Source organism: Paracoccus albicereus (assembly GCF_024359525.1).
Classification (GTDB): Bacteria; Pseudomonadota; Alphaproteobacteria; order Rhodobacterales; family Rhodobacteraceae; genus Paracoccus; species Paracoccus albicereus.
Genome location: NZ_JAKZEU010000010.1, coordinates 12,510 through 30,903 on the forward strand (window position 1 = coordinate 12,510; position 18,394 = coordinate 30,903).

Genomic DNA, 18,394 nt, shown 5'->3' on the forward strand with positions numbered 1-18,394 from the left:
TCATTCACCCCGCAGCGGTTGTGTCTCGGCGGGAAGCTCGGTCAGCCCCCCCAAGATTTGCAGATAGGCCACCAGTGCATCCATCTCGGTCAGCCTGTCGCGGCGACCATCGAAGATCCGTACGTTCGTCTCTTCTCCATAGCGTTCAAGGACGCCGTCAGCGTTCCCGGTGTCGGGCAGCGCCTGGCCATAGGCATCCCGTGCCGCGCTTACGATCTGGTCGTCCGTATAGGGGACACCCACCGCCCGAAGGGCGGACAGGCGGGCCGGCAGGCTTTCGATCGCCAACGGACGATCAAGAAGGAAAGCATATTGCGGCATCACGGATTCCGGCACCAAAGCGCGCGGATCAACCAGATGTCTGACCTGCCAGTCGTCTGAGTATTTCTCGCCTACGCGAGCGAGGTCGGGGCCGGTACGCTTCGAGCCCCACAGCATCGGATGGTCATACTGGCTTTCCGCAGCGAGCGAGTAGGGGCCATAGCGATCGACCTCGTCCTGAAGCGTACGGATCATCTGACTGTGGCAGGCGTAGCAGCCTTCCCGGATATAGATGTCCCGTCCGGCCTGTTCGAGCGGCGTATAAAGCCGCATGTCAGCAGCCGCCTCGACCGTGTCGTCGATGGTGAAGAGCGGTGCAATCTCGATGAACCCGCCCACGCTCGCGGCCAGGATAATTCCGCCGGTCAGGGCCATCGAATGGCGTTCGGCGCGGTAATGCGTCCTTGCGTGAAATTCGAAGAAGCGAGCAAAAGGTTTGAGGAACATTCTGAGCATGACCTTACTCCGCCGCCGGCACTGCAGGCTCGTTCGCCTCTGACTCGGTCGGGTAATCGCGCTGCGGCGCCGCGTGGCTGACGTTGCGGATCGTCATGACTACGTTGAACGCGCCGATGACCGCCCCTGCAAGGAACATGCTACCGCCGATCGCGCGGGCCACATAATAGGGGTGCATCGCCACGAGCGTGTCTGTGAAGGAATAGGCGAGCGTCCCGCTTTCCGTGTAGGTCCGCCACATCAGCCCCTGGGTGATGCCGCTGTTCCACATCGCGAAGACGTAGATGACAGTCCCACCCAAGGCGAGCCAGAAGTGCCATTCGACTAGCTTCCAGCTGTACATCGATTCTTTGCGCCAGATCACCGGCACGACGGCATAGATCGACCCGAAGGAGATCAGCGCAACCCATCCCATCGCCCCCGCGTGCACATGGCCGACCGTCCAGTCGGTGTAATGCGACAACGAGTTCACCGCGCGCACGGCCATGAATGAGCCCTCGAAGGTCGAAAGGCCGTAAAACACCGCAGCCACCATCATGAAGCGCAGGGTCGCGTCATCGCGCACCTTCTGCCAGGCACCGTTCAAGGTCATCAGCGCGTTGCCGGCGCTGGCCCAAGATGGCACCAGCAGCATCACCGAAAACGTCATGCCCAGGGTCTGCACCCACATCGGCAGGGCGGTGTAGTGCAGGTGGTGCGAGCCTGCCCAGATATAGAAGAACACGATGCCCCAGAAGCTGAGGATGGACAGTCGATAAGAATAGATCGGGCGTTCAGCGCGTTTCGGCAGGAAGTAGTAAAGCATCCCGAGAAAGCCGGAGGTCAGGAAGAAGGCGACAGCGTTGTGACCGTACCACCACTGGGTCATCGCATCCTGGACACCCGAAAAGGCAGAATAGCTTTTGGCGGCCCCGAAAGATGCCGGCACGGCGAGATTGTTGACGATGTGAAGAATCGCCACGACCAGTATGAAGGCCAGATAGTACCAGTTCGCAACGTAGATATGCGGCTCGTTCCGACGCGCCAGCGTGCGGATGTAGAGGATGAAGTACACGATCCAGACGATCACCAGCCAGATATCGGCATACCATTCCGGTTCGGCATACTCTTTGGATTGGGTTACGCCCATCAGGTAGCCCGAGGCGGCGATGATGCAAAACAGGTTGAATCCCAGCAGAACGAACCAGGGCGACAGATGTCCGGCAAGGCGCGCGCGGCAAGTGCGCTGCATGATGTGGAATGAGGTGGCGATCAGGGCGTTACCCCCGAAGCCGAAAATAACGCCCGATGTATGAACCGGTCGAAGCCGTCCGAAGCTTGACCACGCTGCGTCAAAGCGGAGGTCGGGCCAGGCAAGCTGCGCCGCCACCCAGACGCCCATGCCCATTCCGATAACAGCCCAGAACAGCGCAAGCAGCAAACCGATCTTCGTCGGATCGTCATAGTAGCTTTTCGTGCGATCCTCTGTCGGCTCGGGCGCGTAGGCGGCGTTTCCCGCGATGAAAAACAGCGTGCCGGCAAGGATCAGCGTGATCCAGCCGTGCACCCCCATCGCGTCGCCACGACCGATGACAGCCAAAGCAAGGCCAGCAAACGCGATGAGGCCGGACAGAAGCATGGCCCCCTGCCGCTCGATCGTCGTGAGGCGCGTCATCATCGGCAGGACTCCTTTTTTGCCGGCAGCGGGGCATCGTCATGGTCGTAGAGGATGCGTTCGGCGTCGCCCGCCAGATCGTCGTATTGATTGCTGCGCAAGGACCAGAAGAAAGCGCAAAGTCCTGCCGTGCCCATGACCAACGTGATCGGGATCAGCAGATAGAGAATGGTCATGCTGCAGCCTCCTCAAAGTGTGAAACGGTCGGAGCAGGCGCCTGGGCGTCGCGCCGGTTAAGACGCAGCGAATTGGCTACCACTGCTAGGGACGAGGCAGACATCGCGATTGCCGCGATCAGCGGTGTGACGAGACCGGCAACCGCCAAGGGCACCGCGATGCAGTTGTAGAGGATCGCCAGACCGAAGTTCTGGCGCACGATCCGGCTGGTGCGCCGGGCAACCGCGATAGCCTGCGGCACGGCGCGGAGGTCGTCGCGCAAAAACACAAGGTCGGCGGCGGCGCGCCCCGCGTCGGAGGCAGAGGCGGGAGACATCGAAACATGCGCGGTGGCGAGGGCCGCAGTGTCGTTTAGCCCGTCACCGACCATCAGCACCCTGTGTCCTTCCGCGCGAAGGACCTGAAGACGCGCAATCTTGTCTGACGGACTCATCGCTGCCCGTGCTTGGACAAAACTCAGTCTACCCGCGATCCGACCCACGGCGCCGGGTTCGTCACCGGATAGGATCTCGACGGGCAAGTTCATCCGCGCGAGTTCCTCGAACGCCTCGGGCGCTCCATCGCGAAGCTTCTCGCTCAGGGGAAATCTGACCATTTCGCCGCCTTCGAAGGCGAAGGCGGGTCCCTCGCCGTCGGCGGGTCCGGTTGCGATCTCGGCGACCCAAGACGCGCGGCCAAGCCGGGCACGCCGACCCGCGGTCACGCCCTCGATCCCGAGGCCAGGGCTCTCCAAGACATCCACAGCCGCATTACCGAGTGAAGCAAGTCGTGACGCAATGCAGCGCGCGGCTGGGTGCGCCGATCGCGCCGCGAGCGCCGCCACCGCCAATTCGCTGGTCGGATCCAGTTCCGGCAATGAGGTGATCGTGGGGTCTCCGGTCGTCAACGTCCCTGTCTTGTCCCAGGCGACGTGATCGACCCCCGCCAGTCGCTCCAATGCCGAGCCATCCTTCATCAGGATTCCGTCAGCCATAAGCCGTCCGGCGGCGACAACGTGGGCGACCGGAACGGCAAGAGCCAGCGCGCACGGACAGGTCACGATCAGGACGCTGATCGCGACAAATGCCGCGCGTTGCCAGTCGCCCGTGAGGCTGAGCCAGCCGACGAACGTCGCCAGCGCAAGAAGATGGATGACTGGCGCGTAAAATCGGGCGGCGCGATCCGCGATCCTAACGTAACGGCCGCGGCCTTCTTCGGCCGTGGCAAGCATTCCCATCATCCTGGCGAGAAAGCTGTCGCTGACGGGTCGCAGGGCAACGGCATCGACCGGGCCGGTCAGGTTCAATGCGCCAGCCTCGACCTCGCAGCCTGCGCATACCAAGACCGGACGCGACTCGCCGGTCACGAGAGCGCGGTCCAGATCGGTCGTGCCTGCCACGATGCGCACGTCCACAGGGATACGCTCCCCCGCTGCAATGCGGAGCATCATGCCGGGGACGACCTGATCCACCGGAATGTCGCGCAAACTGCCCGACGGGGCGACCACAACTGCCTTGCGCATGGCGAGGCGAGAAAGACCCGTCATAGCGCTGCGCGCACGATCGCGCATCCGATGATCGAGATAGCGGCCGATTAGCAGAAAGAATGTCAGCGTCACTGCCGCATCGAAGAAGACCTGTTCGCCGCCGCGCGCTGTTTCGAACAGGCTCAGACCAGTCGCAAGAGCGATGGCCAGAGCAATTGGCACATCCATGTTCATGCGGCCGCGCCGCAGCGCCGACCAGGCCGATGTAAAGAAGAACCGCCCTGCATAGACAACAATCGGAACCGCGATCAGCCCCGATATTATATGGAAGGTGTCTCGCGTCGCTCCAGACGCGCCCGACCACACCGCCACGGACAACAGCATCACGTTCATGGTTCCGAAGCCGGCCACCGCAACGGCGCGAAGCAAGGCTTGGGCGGTCTTGTCTTCGATCTCCGCCGCGACCTCTGTCGCATCGATCGGGGTCGCAGGATGCCCGATCCTTTCCAGCTCCGCGAATACGGTACTCAGGTCGGCAGCTCCGCCCGCGGGTGTCAGGCTGATCCTGCGCATGGTCAGATTGACCCGCGCGCTATCCACATCTGGTATCGATGCCAGGGCGCGTTCGATCGCCGCGACACAGCCGCCGCAGCGGATAGTCGGAGCGGAAAGTGTGACCACCTTGGCAGTGGTCGGAACGAAGGCGTCACTTGTAGGCACGAGGAATCCGTCAGGTTGTTTCCCAATCCCTAGCGATGCGGGATCGCGATTTCTTGATCCAGATCAACTCCCGTGCGGTTTTCAGACGTATGATTGCTTTCAACGCCAGTAACGACCTCGCGGGAGATGTGCGGTTGCCAAGTCCCGAATATACGTCCTTGCAGCTCCCAGGGGACGCGCAGCAATACGCGCTGGTGATCTGGGATCAGGAACGTCTGTGCATAGACTTGGAAATCCTGGCTGATCAACTACCCCATCGGATAGATACCTTGGCCGCAGGAATGCTGGCGGACGCGCTGGAACCGACGTTGTGGGCCTGTCAAGATCTTGAGGAGCGTCACGTCTTCCCGACAATCCTGCAGCTCGATGCGTCGCTTGGCCCGACCGTCGCTCGTCTCCGGGCAGAGCACGTCGAAGACGAAGATCACGCCGCGTTGGTGTCCGAAACAATCATGCACTTTATCCGGAACCCCCAAGCCGCGGACGCCGATCGGCTGGGCTATCTGATACGGGGGCTTTTCCTGCCGCTAAAAAGGCATTCGGCCTTTGATCGCAACGTCATGCTGCCACTCTATCTGCGAGCGCAGGCGACCTTATGAGTTAGCGGCGGCAAGTTTTAGCAGGTCCATTTTCTGAATATGGATGTGGCGCGCCTTTTTAACCTCGATGATACCCTCCTTGCGCAATTTCGTCATGTGCCGGCTAACCGTTTCGGTCGTAAGGCCAAGAAAATCGGCGATGTCAGAGCGCGCCAGAGGAAGGTCAAAGAACGTCGCATAACCGTCAAGTTGGGGTCGGATATGGCGCGCAAGCATAAGCAGGAAAGACGCCACTTTTTCCGGAGCGCTTTTGCGCCCAAGGATCATCATCCACTCGCGGGCCTCGTCAAGCTGGCGGAGCGCCTGGCGGTGCATCCGATTCTCGAGCGCCGAAGAACCTTCCATCATCGTCACAATCATCTCTCGAGGAAACGAACACAGACGCACGTCAGTGGCGGCTTCTACCAGGACATCGCTCTCGTCGCCGAAGGGACGTCCGACGAAGTCCGGCGCGAATTGCAGCTCGACGACCTGCTGGCGACCGTCTGGCAGAATCTTGGACAGCTTGACCACGCCGCTTAGAATGTTCGAGCAATGTTGGCCGTGTTCCCCCGCAGCCATAAGCGTCGTGCCGGCCTCGAATTCGTGCCGACTGCTCGTCCGTCCAAGGCGCAATAGCTCCGCTGCATTGAGCGCGCCACAGATGCCGCGATGACGTGCTTCACAGGCGCGACAAAGAACAGGAACATCAGCATTGTGAATGTCAGCGCGCATGGATCGCTCCTCACTGTTTTGCCCCCAAGCCGATATCCAGTAGGGGTCGTCTTCAACTTAAACTCAAGCCGGATGCCGATGATAGACATCTCCGAGCAGTGTTGGACCCACTGTTAGAGGAGAGATAGCCGTGCTGAATCAACGTGACATTCCTTTCTTTAAGAAAAGTGCCTCTGCCCGGCTTCGCCTGCACGAATTCGAGACTTGGCCGTCTGGTGGCCGATCAATTAGCGCAACGGCAGCGCCACTAGGTCGCCAAGCGTCACTACGACAAGCAGCACGGTCGCGTTGGCCGAGAGCCATATCCGCCGCGTAAAGTCGGACAACTCTACGCTGGGCTTGTGCGAGGAAATCATCGGTTCCGGCGCCCTATCGCAGATCGAACGCAAGCCTCGGAAAGGAGAGGGGACCCTTCCCGATCATGCCAGAGGTCGAGGTGGCCGCAAGGCTGCCAATGCAGGACGTTCGCCATCACCCTCTCGGCGATGAGCTCCAGCGATACCTGCGGAGGGTCCTCGAACCAGTTGATCTTGGCCTCTCCTTGCTTCGGTAAACGCCCTCCCAGTGGTTCGGTTCTTCGGACATCGTCACCCCTTCACAGCTCGACCCGACGCAGTCGCAGCGCGTTCGTGATCACCGAGACGGACGACAGGCTCATCGCCGCCGCCGCGATCATCGGGGACAGCAATAGTCCGGTCAGAGGATAAAGCAGGCCGGCCGCGACCGGCACGCCAAGGGCGTTGTAGGCGAAGGCAAACAACAGGTTCTGCTTGATGTTGCGCAGGGTGGCGCGAGCCAGCTTGCGCGCGCGGACAATGCCCATCAGGTCGCCGCGCAGCAGGGTGATGCCGGCGCTTTCCATCGCCACATCGGCCCCCGTGCCCATGGCGATGCCGACATCGGCCGCCGCGAGAGCGGGCGCGTCGTTCACCCCATCGCCCGCCATGGCGATCTTGTGGCCGTCCCGGCGCAGCTGGTCGATGAGGTCCTTCTTGGCCTCGGGCAGCACGCCCGCGCGCACCTCGTCGATGCCGAGCCTCCCCGCCACCGCCTGCGCCGTGCGCTCGTTGTCGCCGGTGGCCATGATCACGCGTAAACCCTGCGCGTGCAGTTCCCTTATCGCCTGCGCGGTGCTGTCCTTGATCGGGTCGGCCACCGCCACGATCCCGGCAAGCGCGCCATCGACCGCCACGAACATCGCCGTCTTACCTTCGGCGCGTAGCGTGTCCGCCTCCGCCTCGGCCGCACTCGTTACCAGCTCCATCTCCCGCATCATCGCGGCATTGCCGAGCGCCACGGCGCGTCCCCCGACACTGCCACGCACGCCCTTGCCGGTGACGGCGTCGAAGTCGGTCGCTTCCAGACGCGGGGCTCCCTGCGCTTCCGCCCCTTCGACGATCGCCTCCGCCAGCGGGTGCTCCGAGCCGCGTTCGAGTGCGGCCGCCAGCGACAGCAGGTCGGTTTCGGTGATGCCCGCCAGCGCCACGGTGTCCGTCAGCTTCGGCTTGCCCATGGTCAGCGTGCCGGTTTTGTCGACGATCAGCGTGTCTACAGCCGCCATGCGCTCCAGCGCCTCGGCGTCCTTGATCAGCACGCCCGCCTGCGCGCCTCGCCCTGCCGCAGTGGTGATTGAGATGGGCGTCGCCAGCCCGAGCGCGCACGGACAGGCGATGATCAACACCGAAACCGCCGAGGCGATGGCGAAGACCAGCGCGGGATCCGGGCCAAAGATCATCCAGACGATGAAAGCTATGATGGCGATGACCACGACCGTCGGAACGAATACCGCCGACACCCGGTCGGCCAGTCCCTGGATCGGCGCGCGGGACCGCCGCGCGTTCGACACCATCGCGACGATCTGCGCCAGCACGGTGTCGGCGCCGACCTTGCCCGCCTCGATCACCAGAGAGCCGTTCTTGTTGATCGTGGCTCCGGTCACAGAATCACCCGGACCCTTTTCGACGGGCATGGACTCGCCGGTCAGCATGCTCTCGTCCAGAGATGAGCGGCCGTCGATCACCGTCGCGTCCAGGGGCACCGCATCACCGGGACGCACCCGCAGCCGGTCGCCCTCCATGATGTTCTCCAGCGGGGCGTCGTATTCGGTGCCGTCCGGCAGGATGCGTCGAGCGGTCTTGGGCGCAAGATCGAGCAGCGCGCGGATGGCATCCCCGGTGCGCTCGCGCGCCCGCAACTCAAGAACCTGGCCAACAAAGATCAGCGTGACGATCACCACCGCCGCCTCGAAATAGGTGCCGACGCCGTGGCCCATCCGGTACTGCTCCGGAAAAACATCTGGCAGGAACGTGGCAACCAATGAATAGAGATAGGCCGCTCCAACGCCGAGGCTGATCAGCGTCCACATGTTCGGCGATCGGTTCAAGACCGAGTCCCAGCCGCGTCTGAAGAACGGAAGCGCCGCCCAAAGGACGATCGGCGTCGCCAGCACGAACTCGAGGTAGCTTGCCGTCTGGTGCCCGATCCAGTCGCGCACCGGCAAGGCGACGAGCTCGCCCATCGTCAGGATGATTAGCGGCACTGCCGCGGCGGCCGAGATCCACATCCGGCGTGTGAAGTCGGTCAGTTCCTCGCTGGGCTCATCCGAGGGCAGCATCGGCTCCAGCGCCATGCCGCAGATGGGGCAGGACCCCGGTGCATCGCGAACGATCTCCGGATGCATCGGGCAGGTGTACTGGACGTTGGCCGGAGCAGCCTTATTGCGGCCAGCGGCGCGGCCCGAGGCATAGAACCACGGATCCGCCTTGAACTTCGATTGGCATTTGCCCGAGCAGAAATGGAAGTCCTTTCCGCCGAATCTCTCGGTGCGGGTGTCCGGCTTCAGGCTCACCGTCATGCCGCAGACAGGGTCGATGGCCGTCGAGCCAGTAGCAGGCGCATCATGGTGCGTCGGCATTTCGTCATCGGTGTGGGCGTGACCTGCGTGGGGATCGGCGGTCGACATGGCGTTCTCCTTCTGCGGACGCGCCGCGCGAAGGCCAATGCACGGCCTTCGAGTTCAATGTGCTCCTTCCCGTGACTGGAAGGTCAAGGGCAGATGGTACCGTGACCGAGGAGTGCACCGCGAAGCCGGTCGGACATCGCCACAATAAACCGCTATAGTAACGCATGCGCGAGATTGCGGCTTGGAAAGGTTTTCTCTGATGAGTCGTCTGTCGCATTCAGAAATCCACATGGTGCATCGCATCGGCTGGTTACGCGCTGCTGTTCTCGGGGCGAATGACGGCCTCGTTTCAACTGCAAGCTTAGTTGTCGGGGTCGCCGCGGCAGGATCTGGTCGGCCCGAAATTCTGATCGCCGGACTTGCCGGCCTCGTCGCCGGAGCGATGTCTATGGCGGCCGGCGAATACGTCTCGGTCAGTTCGCAGACCGATGCGGAACATGCTGACATCGCGCGCGAGACACGGGAACTGAACGATACGCCCGAGGCGGAGCTGGAGGAGCTCATACGCATCTATGTCGGGCGGGGGCTTGATGAAGGCCTCGCCCGTCAGGTCGCGATCCAGCTAACCGAGAAGGACGCGCTTGGCGCTCATTCACGTGACGAACTCGGAATCTCGGAAACGGTCACCGCGCATCCGATCCAGGCTGCTCTGGTGTCGGCGGCGACCTTCGCCGTGGGGGCGGTCATCCCGCTCATCATTGCGGCGCTCGTTCCTGCCATGCAGATCACTCTCATGGTCGCGGTAACTACTTTGATCGCGCTTTCCGTGCTGGGAGGACTCGGTGCCTCAGCCGGAGGTGCGGGCATCGTCAAGGGAGCCGTCCGCGTTACCTTCTGGGGCGCGCTTGCCATGGCCGCGACAGCAGCGGTGGGGATGCTCTTCGGTGTGACTGTCGGCTAGGCAGGTGGGAGTTTCTGGTGGGGATGGCACGACGGGGTCAAAGCAAGTTCTGGAAGTCGCCACTGGCATCCAACGGACACTATGACTTCAATGGTTTAAATCGGAGAAGGTTGGACGTCAGGCCCATCCCCTCCGCCACTTGCCCTCGCGAAAGCGTTCTCCCGATCCGGCTTCGGCCGGATTTTTCCGTTGTTTTCAAGGGTTATGCGGGAGCGGCTGTTAACCGGCCCCGCTGCCAGGAGGCCTCGAAGCGGTCTCTCAGGGCCGATATTCTCCGGACCTGTTGACTGCGCAGTTTTGGTGAAAAACATTCAAGCGTCTGTTCTATAAGCCATTTTTGCCTGTGTCCGCGCGGACTCCGATCCCAGTTCCATTCGAGCGAAATGCCACTGGCGTCGAACTCCCTGATCTAGCGATCGCATTTCCGCGGGTCGTTGACCTCATCGCTGCGTTGTGACCATTCTGACCACAAATCAGGAGGGGCCAATGAAGGCCGTGTCTGCCCGTGAGGCCAAGCATCACTTCGGCCAGTTGATCGACGAGGCGCGGGCCGAGCCTGTGGTGGTCGAGAAGCATGGGCGCCCGGTGGTCGTCGTCCTTGCGGTCGAGGAGTACCAGCGGCTGACCGGCCGGACCATAGAACCCTCCGGCAAGAAACGAGAGGACGAGCGGTAGCGCATGCCGATACTGAACTGGCTGACACGGGACGAGGACATTCGCACGGCACAGCACGTGCCCTATCGCCTGCTGGAGGAAGTCCCGGATTTGTCGGCGGGCGACGGTGGCGCGGGCAACATGCTGATCCAGGGCGACAACCTGGAAGCGCTGAAGGCGTTGCTGCCCTTCTATGCCGGTCGGGTGAAATGCATCTATATCGACCCGCCCTACAACACGCGCTCCGCCTTCGAGCAATACGACGACAACCTCGAGCACACGCAGTGGCTGGCCATGATTTGGCCCCGGCTGGAACTGCTCCGCGATCTTCTGGCCGAGGATGGCTCGATCTGGGTTTCCATCGACGATCACGAGGGTCACTACCTCAAGGTCATCATGGACGAGGTGTTCGGGCGTTCACGGTTCATCGCGAATAATGTTTGGCAGAAGCGATATTCGCGAGAGAACCGTGGTTCTATCGGCGATGCGCATGAATACGTGACTGTCTACGCTCAGGAGCCTGAACTATTCAAGAAGGTCAGGAACCGCGTGCCGCTCAACGAGGAACAAGCAAAGATCTACAAAAACCCGGACAATCGCAGCGAAACCGACCCAAGGAAGCGCTGGCGCGGGCTGCCAATGACGGCTCAAGGCTACCGACCCAACCAGATGTATGAAATCGTTGCGCCCTCGGGTCGCGTTCATCGACCGCCGGAGGGAAGATGTTGGTCGATGATCGAACCAGAATTTCTCAAGTTGAAGGCGGCCAACCGGATTTATTGGGGGAAGAATGGGGACTCCCAGCCGAGCGTCATTCGCTTTCTCTCAGAAGTGGAAGGGCTGGTGCCTTGGACTTGGTGGCCGCATTCTGATGCCGGCCATACCGACGAGTCGAAGAAGGAAGCCAACGAACTTTTCGGATCAGATGTGAGCTTTGGAACTCCGAAGCCCGAACGACTGATCGAGCGAATCCTTCGGATTGCGACCAATCCCGGCGACCTCGTTCTCGACTCCTTCCTCGGCTCTGGCACGACAGCGGCTGTCGCTCACAAGATGGGCCGTCGCTACATCGGCATCGAGATGGGGGAACACGCCCGCACGCACTGCGCGCCGCGCCTCCAGAAGGTGATCGACGGCGAACAGGGCGGAATATCGGGAAGTGCAGGCTGGAAAGGCGGTGGCGGTTTCCGCTTCTATCGCCTCGGCCCGCCCGTCTTCGACGAGGAAGGCCACATCCGGCAGGACATCCGCTTCCCGGTGCTGGCGGCCCATATCTGGTTCTCGGAGACCGACCGACCGTGGGATGGCAGTGGCGACAGCCCGCTGCTCGGTATCGAGGACGGCCGCGCCCATGCGCTGCTCTACAACGGCATCCTCGGCGACAAGAGGCCGGGCGGCGGCAACGTGCTGACCCGCGCGACCCTCGCCCTGATCCGTGAGGATATCGCCAAGCTGGCACCGGACTTCGACGGCCCGCTGACCGTCTATGGCGAACAATCCCGGCTGACGCCCGCGACGCTCGACCGCGAGCGCATCACCTTCAAGCAGACGCCCTACGACGTCAAAGCGCGAGCCTGAGGGGGCATCTGATGAAACTGAAGCAATACCAGACCGATACTCTCTCCGTTCTCCGCCGCTTCTTCGAAGAGGCGCGCGTGGCGGGCCCGAAGGGCGCGTACGAGGCGATCACCAGGGAGCCGGACCAGGCCAAGCGTCTCGGCCGGTACGGCGGCACCTACACGCCGCTCGCCGAACTGCCGGCCGTTCCCTATGTCTGCCTGCGCCTGCCCACCGGGGGCGGCAAGACGATCCTCGGCGCCCATTCCATTGGCATCGCGCGCGACGCCTGGGTGGAGAAGGACTATCCGATGGTCCTGTGGCTGGTGCCGTCGAACACGATCCGGCTTCAGACGGCCGAGGCGCTGAAGAACGCTCGCCACCCCTATCGGCAGGCGCTGGACGAGGCCTTCGACGGCCGGGTGCGCGTGTTCGACATCGCGGACTTCACGCATATCCGCCCGCACGACATCCGCGACCACTGCTGCATCGTCGTGGGCACGATCCAGACCCTGCGCGTGTCGAACACCGAGGGCCGCAAGGTCTACTCCCACAACGAGAACATGGAGCCGCACTTCACGGCGCTGCCCAAAAGCCTGCCGGGGCTGGAAAAGCTGGAAGGCGGCGGCGTGAAGTTCTCCTTCGCCAATCTGATGCATGTCCACCGGCCGTTGATGATCGTGGACGAGGCGCACAACGCGGTCACCGGCCTGACGCGCGAGATGCAGGCGCGGGTCGATCCGTCGGCGATCATCGAGTTCACGGCGACGCCGCGGCTCAACTCGAACATCCTGCACAGTGTCACGGCGCAGGAGCTGAAGCTCGAGGAGATGATCAAGCTGCCGATCATGCTGTCCGAGCACGACACCTGGCAGAACGCCGTGAATGGCGCGATCGCGTCGCGAGCGTCGCTGGCTGAGGAAGCCGAGAAGGACACGTCGTACATCCGACCCATCGTCCTGTTCCAGGCGCAGCCCAAGAACCAGGAGGTGACGGTCGAGGTGCTGAAGAAGCACCTGATGGAGGTCGAGCAGATCCCCGAGCACAAGATCGCCGTGGCCACCGGCGATCAGCGCGAACTGGATGGCATCAACCTGTTCGATCCCAAATGCCCGATCGAATACGTCATCACCGTCGAGGCGCTGAAGGAGGGCTGGGATTGTTCCTTCGCCTATGCGTTCTGCTCGGTCTCGCGGATCCAGAGCGCGGTGGACGTCGAGCAGTTGCTGGGGCGCGTCCTTCGGATGCCTTATGCCAAGCGCCGGAAGGCCGAGGATCTGAACCGCGCCTATGCGTTCCTGTCGGAGCCGTCGTTCGGCGAGGCGGCTCGGTCGCTGGCCGACAAGCTGGTGGCTATGGGCTTCGAGGAGGATGAAGCTCGAGACAACATCGAACCGGCGCAGACGTCGCTCGATGCCGATACCGGCCTGTTCGGCCCGCGCGAAAAGCCGAAGCCGACGTTCAAGCACACGGTGACAGCGACGCCTGAGGTGGTTGCCGAACTGAAGAAGCGCGAAGGGGTGAGCATTCGCGAAACCGATGATGGGAAGGTCGAGATTGCCGTGACGGGCCGTGTTGACGGCGGCCTCGAAAGGGCAATCGTCGAGGCCCTCCCCGAGACCGAACGAACTGGGTTCTCGGCGGCCGTCACCAAGTATCGCGTCGAAGTGAAGGACCAGCTATCGCCTGCAGAACAGGGCGAGACGTTCGAGGTCCCTCGCCTGGTCTCCGAGATCCAGGGCGAGTTCGAGTTCGCTGACACGGACGTGTTCATGGAGTTCCACGACTGGTCGCTGCTCGACCACTCGTCGAGACTGGGTGAAGGCGAGTTCGCGATCCGCGAGACGGCGCGCAGTTTCGAGATCGACCTCGACGGCAACCGCATCACCTACCAGTTCGCGGACGAAGAAGAACAACTGGCGCTCGACGTCGATGTCGAAGGGTGGACACCGGAGGCGCTGGTGCTCTGGCTCGACCGGCAGGTGCGCCAGGCGGACATCCATCAGAGCGAACTGCTGCGCTGGCTGCGCGACCTGGTCGGCCACCTGATCACCACACGCGGCATGCACATCGCAGCGCTGATGCGGTGCAAGTTCATCCTCGCCCGCAAGGTCCGCGAGAAGCTCGCCGCCATCCGTCTTCCGACGTGTAGTGAAAAGCGGGGTGCCTTGCCGGGCGCCCCGCTTAATCTTTATGCGGCATCCTCCATCAGCAGCGGTCTCACTTCATTCGTGCCGACGAATTGCGAAAGAAGCCGATAGTTGTGCATCTCATGACGGATGCGCCCGGCAACGATGGCGGGGTGCACGTCGGCCTTCCGCGCTAGCGAGAGGACGTTCTGAACGCTCGGGCTGACACGCGCCGGATGCTCGTCCCAAAGCTCTGACGGAATCAACGCCTCCTGCGCCCACTCGTCAGCTTCGCGTTCACGCTCGTCATCGCGCTCATGGTTGCGCTCGCGAAGCTGAAGATCGTCAATGAAGATCTCGCCGTCTCCATCTGGGAAATGGCGACCGATGTGCGCAAGTTCGTGCAGCAGGCAGAACCAGAAGTTGTCCAGGCGGTCATAACGGATCGTCATTCCGACGACGGGAACCTTGTCGACGGTCCACATCGCGGCGCCGTCGAGATAGGTCTTCGGCAGGTGGGCTGCGACGACAAGGGCGATACCGTGCTTCGCGAGCTTTTCTTGGGCCAGTTTCGGGCCTTCGTCGAAAGTACTTAGCCGAGCGAGCTCTCGCATGAAAACACGGTCGATAGTCCCGGTTTTGTAGACGCCCGCAAGCCCAGCACGGCGTGCCACGCAGAGGATATGGAGGCACCACGCTTGCAGGGCATGCACATCCGACTTGGCGTTCGCGCGAGCGCCGCCACCTTGGCGAAAGAGCGCCTGTGGAAGAGCATTCGGTCCGCCGGCGCACGCTATCAGCGCACGCACGATTTCCTCCGTGCGATCCTTCATGTCCGCAGTCTTCTTGATCCAGCCTCGCTTCGCCATCTCCGCGATCGGGAAGTGATCGAGCTCAATACCCGGTGGAGCCTTTGGCAGGCTTCCCCCATCCCGGATCAACACTTCAGCGGGAATGCCCAGATGCTCATGCAGTGCGCGGATCATCTTCAGAGTCAGATCGCGCTTACCGCTCAAAATCTCAGAAGTCTTGGCCCGGCTTCCGAAGATCGGGGCTAGGTCACTTTGGCTCATCCCAAGCTGTTGCATGCGAAATTTGATCGCTTCTACGGGATTGGGCGCATCCATTGGAAAACGCCGGTCTTCGTAGACTTCGACGAGAGTCGCGAGCACGTCGAGTTCGTCATCCTCCGCGGGAGAACGACCCATATCCATGAGCATTTCAACGCGGGCGAGAGCGGCTGCGTAGTCCTGCTCAGAATGAATTGGCCGAATACGATGTTCGCTCATCATCACACTTCCTCCGCGTTGATCTCGTCATACTCCTTGTGTGTCCCTAAAAAACGGACAAACCCTATCCCCTTCTCGTAATCGAACTTCAAGATCAGGCGATATTTGTTGCCGCAGATGTTGAAGACCACACGCCCACCTTTGAGAATGCTTGCGCTGCGGTACTGGGCCTTGATGTCTGCTGGCGTTTTCCATTCTGCTCGCCTTGCCTCAGCCCACCAGACGTCGATCTGCACCTTCGCATCTGGAAAGCGCTCCCCGAAAGCGATTAGCTTGGGCCGGGCGATGATTCTCATTTATCACGTTTATACAGCGATCCCTCGGTCTGTCAATGCTATACGATCCCTGTGAGGGAACACATAGGTACTGCCTGTCGTGCTGGCAACCTCTGTCAGCCCAACCCGTGCAATCGCACGATGAGGAAGGAGAGCGGGGTCCGAGAAACTTAGCTTCGGGCTAGGTCCGTTGCGGACCCAGGTCGGTAGTGACCACGCCGCTGCGATTGCCAGTCAGTTGGAAGGGTTTCGAGCAGCTGCGACAGCGTACGATCAGGCTCCTGCGTCCCATCCAGGATTGCCTCCACAATGTCCGGCGCGAGCAGCGTCAGACGCAGCACGCGGGTCAGATAGGACACAGCAATCCCCTCGCGCTCTGCCAGTTCGCCGATGGTGGCGAACTCCCCCGACTCCAGCATCCGTTTCCACCGGAACGCGCGGGCCAGAGCCTTGACCAGCGTGCTGTCGGTGCTTCGCGGTAGCGCGGCACCGTCGGGCATGTGCATCTCTTTCCGCCCGCCGCGCTTCACAATGCGGAATGGCACGTGGATTGTGACCGTCTCGGGGACCGCCGTCGCGCGGATCATGCCGCTGCTCCGATCCCGCCGGACAGCATCTCGCGCGCGAGGCCGCTCAGCCCATCGACGCGCAGCCGGACGTTCAACCCGTCTGTGCGCATGTCGACGCGCTCAACCAGCAATGTCACGATGCGTGTCTGCTCGGCGGGGAACAGTTCGTCCCACAGCGGATCGAGCTGTTGCAGGGCCGCGCGGGCGTCGGATTCGGTGATGCCGTCGGCATGGACGCGTGCAACTTTCCACGTCCCCGCCACGATCTCCGGCTGGCGGAATACTGCACGGAGTTGGTCGATGACCGCGGCCTCGATCTCCCCTGCTGGCACCCGGCCCACGGGGCATGACCCGGCACCGTGCTTCAGCACTGTCTGGCTGACGTAGTAGCGGTAGAGCCTGTCGCCCTTGCGAGTATGGGTCGGCGAGAACGCGGCGCCATCGGGACCGAAGAGTAGTCCCTTCAGCAGCGCGGGCGTGTCGGCGCGAGTCCGGGCGGCGCGCTTGCGGGGGCTTTCCTGCAGGATGGCGTGGACGCGATCCCACGCTTCGCGGTCGATGATCGCGTCGTGCTCACCGGGATAGCTTTCGCCTTTGTGGACCGCGTCACCGATGTAGGCGCGGTTGCTGAGCATCCGATAGATGTATTTCTTGTCGATTCGGTTGCCGCGCGGCGTCCGGAGGCCGCGCGTGCCGACCTCCCGCGCCAGTTCCGTGCAGGACCCGATCTCGAGGAAGCGGCCGAAGATCCAGCGCACATGCGCAGCGGTTTCTTCGTCGACCACCAGCTTCCGGTTCTCGACCCGATAGCCGTAGGGCGGCACACCACCCATCCACATGCCCTTCTTTCGACTGGCCGCAAACTTGTCGCGGATCCTCTCGGCCGTGACCTCGCGCTCGAACTGCGCGAAGGACAGCAGGATGTTCAGCGTCAGCCGCCCCATGGATGTGGTCGTGTTGAAGCTCTGCGTCACGCTGACGAAGGTCACGCCGTTGCGGTCAAACACCTCGACCAGCTTGGCGAAGTCGGCGAGCGAGCGCGACAGGCGGTCGATCTTGTAGACCACGACGACATCGACCAGCCCGTCCTCGATATCCTCCAGCAGCCGCTTTAGGCCGGGCCTTTCTAGCGTGCCGCCCGAAATGCCGCCATCGTCAAACTGATCGCGGACCAGCACCCAGCCCTCGGATCGCTGGCTGGCGATGAACGCCTCGCAGGCTTCGCGCTGCGCATGGAGCGAGTTGAACTCCTGTTCCAGCCCTTCCTCGGACGATTTCCGGGTGTAGACGGCGCACCGCAGCTTGCGGACGACCTTGGAATTGTCGGGCGGCTTCGTCATCTCCGCCCCCTGTGGTTCCTGAGTCCGAAGAACACCCAGCCGTTCCAGCGCGTGCCGGTGATGGCGCGCGCAATGGCGGACAGCGACTTGTAGGGCCGCCCCTGCCATTCAAAGCCATCGGCGGTGACGGTGACGATCTGCTCGACGCCTTGCCACTCGCGCAGCAGCCGCGTGCCGGTGATCGGGCGGTCGCGGTCGAGACGTATGCCGCGCTTCTTCTTTTCGCCGCCGTCGAGTTCCTCGCCCAGCCGCTCCAGCCGCTGGATCGTCTCGGGCTTCAACCCGCCATAGGCCAGTTCCTGGATACGGTAGGCCAGCCTGCTCTCTAGGTAGCGGCGGTTGAATGGCGGCGGCTCGGTGTCGAACAGGTCGCGCCACTGCTGTTTCAGGTCGGGCGTCGGCGTGGTCTTCAGCGCGGCGACGCGCGCGGGGATGGGATCGGGCTTGTTCATGCGGTTCTCCGTTGAGTTGGAGGTGCATGACGGCATCGGTCGGGCGGATAGTGTAGGGAACTTTCTCCAAGATCGTCACATCGTTCGCTTGCCTCCCGCAGCCGCAACCGAACGAGCCCTAGTGCCAGAAGACGGCACAGCTCGGCACGGCGTTCGAGTG

The 18,394-nt window shown here is 62.4% G+C and carries 16 protein-coding genes; 5 read left to right on the top strand and 11 right to left on the bottom strand.

Going from position 1 to position 18,394, the window contains the following annotated elements; all coding sequences use genetic code 11:
• The 4 genes from ccoO to MLD63_RS17560 are packed head-to-tail and all read right to left on the bottom strand — an operon-like array spanning position 1 to position 4,793.
• The gene (gene ccoO, locus MLD63_RS17545) at positions 1–768 is read right to left on the bottom strand and encodes a cytochrome-c oxidase, cbb3-type subunit II (protein WP_255331210.1); all 768 of its coding nucleotides are present in this window, start codon (positions 766–768) and stop codon (positions 1–3) included.
• 13 nt (positions 769–781) lie between these two features.
• Positions 782–2,431, bottom strand: coding sequence for a cytochrome-c oxidase, cbb3-type subunit I (ccoN, locus tag MLD63_RS17550; protein WP_439957690.1), 1,650 nt, complete (start codon positions 2,429–2,431; stop codon positions 782–784).
• Positions 2,431–2,607 (bottom strand): cbb3-type cytochrome oxidase assembly protein CcoS, encoded by a 177-nt coding sequence (gene ccoS / locus MLD63_RS17555; RefSeq protein ID WP_255331212.1) that lies wholly within the window; start codon positions 2,605–2,607, stop codon positions 2,431–2,433. The genes ccoN and ccoS overlap by 1 nt, the downstream gene beginning before the upstream one ends.
• Positions 2,604–4,793, bottom strand: a complete 2,190-nt coding sequence (locus MLD63_RS17560; RefSeq protein ID WP_255331213.1) for a heavy metal translocating P-type ATPase — start codon at positions 4,791–4,793, stop codon at positions 2,604–2,606. The genes ccoS and MLD63_RS17560 overlap by 4 nt, the downstream gene beginning before the upstream one ends.
• Positions 4,794–4,846: 53 nt before the next feature.
• On the opposite strand from MLD63_RS17560, the gene MLD63_RS17565 reads away from it, so the two are divergent.
• Positions 4,847–5,392, top strand: a complete 546-nt coding sequence (locus tag MLD63_RS17565; protein WP_255331214.1) for a hypothetical protein — start codon at positions 4,847–4,849, stop codon at positions 5,390–5,392.
• Here MLD63_RS17565 and MLD63_RS17570 read toward each other — a convergent pair.
• Positions 5,387–6,106 (bottom strand): Crp/Fnr family transcriptional regulator, encoded by a 720-nt coding sequence (locus MLD63_RS17570; RefSeq protein WP_255331215.1) that lies wholly within the window; start codon positions 6,104–6,106, stop codon positions 5,387–5,389. The two genes, MLD63_RS17565 and MLD63_RS17570, sit on opposite strands and share 6 nt — an antisense overlap.
• 595 nt (positions 6,107–6,701) lie before the next feature.
• On the bottom strand, positions 6,702–9,020 hold the full coding sequence (locus MLD63_RS17575) for a heavy metal translocating P-type ATPase (RefSeq protein ID WP_439957691.1): 2,319 nt from the start codon (positions 9,018–9,020) through the stop codon (positions 6,702–6,704).
• A 247-nt stretch (positions 9,021–9,267) separates the two neighbouring features.
• On the opposite strand from MLD63_RS17575, the gene MLD63_RS17585 reads away from it, so the two are divergent.
• From MLD63_RS17585 to MLD63_RS17600, 4 genes are all read left to right on the top strand, one after another.
• Positions 9,268–9,969, top strand: coding sequence for a VIT1/CCC1 transporter family protein (locus tag MLD63_RS17585; RefSeq protein WP_255331216.1), 702 nt, complete (start codon positions 9,268–9,270; stop codon positions 9,967–9,969).
• 486 nt (positions 9,970–10,455) lie between these two features.
• Entirely contained in the window at positions 10,456–10,644 is a 189-nt protein-coding gene (locus tag MLD63_RS17590; RefSeq protein WP_255331217.1) for a type II toxin-antitoxin system Phd/YefM family antitoxin, read from the top strand.
• Positions 10,645–10,764: 120 nt separating this feature from the next.
• Positions 10,765–12,201, top strand: coding sequence for a site-specific DNA-methyltransferase (locus MLD63_RS17595; RefSeq protein WP_255331218.1), 1,437 nt, complete (start codon positions 10,765–10,767; stop codon positions 12,199–12,201).
• Between the two features lie 11 nt (positions 12,202–12,212).
• On the top strand, positions 12,213–14,441 hold the full coding sequence (locus MLD63_RS17600) for a DEAD/DEAH box helicase (RefSeq protein ID WP_255331219.1): 2,229 nt from the start codon (positions 12,213–12,215) through the stop codon (positions 14,439–14,441).
• On the opposite strand, the gene MLD63_RS17605 is transcribed toward MLD63_RS17600, so the two are convergent.
• The 5 genes from MLD63_RS17605 to MLD63_RS17625 form a co-directional block, all read right to left on the bottom strand.
• Entirely contained in the window at positions 14,372–15,598 is a 1,227-nt protein-coding gene (locus MLD63_RS17605) for an ImmA/IrrE family metallo-endopeptidase (protein ID WP_255331220.1), read from the bottom strand. The genes MLD63_RS17600 and MLD63_RS17605 overlap by 70 nt on opposite strands.
• Before the next feature lie 2 nt (positions 15,599–15,600).
• On the bottom strand, positions 15,601–15,894 hold the full coding sequence (locus MLD63_RS17610; protein WP_189381916.1) for a type II toxin-antitoxin system HigB family toxin: 294 nt from the start codon (positions 15,892–15,894) through the stop codon (positions 15,601–15,603).
• 149 nt (positions 15,895–16,043) lie between these two features.
• A complete protein-coding gene (locus tag MLD63_RS17615; protein ID WP_255331221.1) occupies positions 16,044–16,460 on the bottom strand; it encodes a hypothetical protein in 417 nt (138 codons plus the stop codon).
• On the bottom strand, positions 16,457–17,782 hold the full coding sequence (locus MLD63_RS17620) for a recombinase family protein (RefSeq protein ID WP_255331222.1): 1,326 nt from the start codon (positions 17,780–17,782) through the stop codon (positions 16,457–16,459). Before MLD63_RS17620 ends, MLD63_RS17615 begins: the two co-directional genes overlap by 4 nt.
• The gene (locus tag MLD63_RS17625; RefSeq protein WP_255331223.1) at positions 17,779–18,234 is read right to left on the bottom strand and encodes a DUF2924 domain-containing protein; all 456 of its coding nucleotides are present in this window, start codon (positions 18,232–18,234) and stop codon (positions 17,779–17,781) included. The genes MLD63_RS17620 and MLD63_RS17625 overlap by 4 nt, the downstream gene beginning before the upstream one ends.
• Between the last annotated feature and the right edge of the window lie 160 nt (positions 18,235–18,394).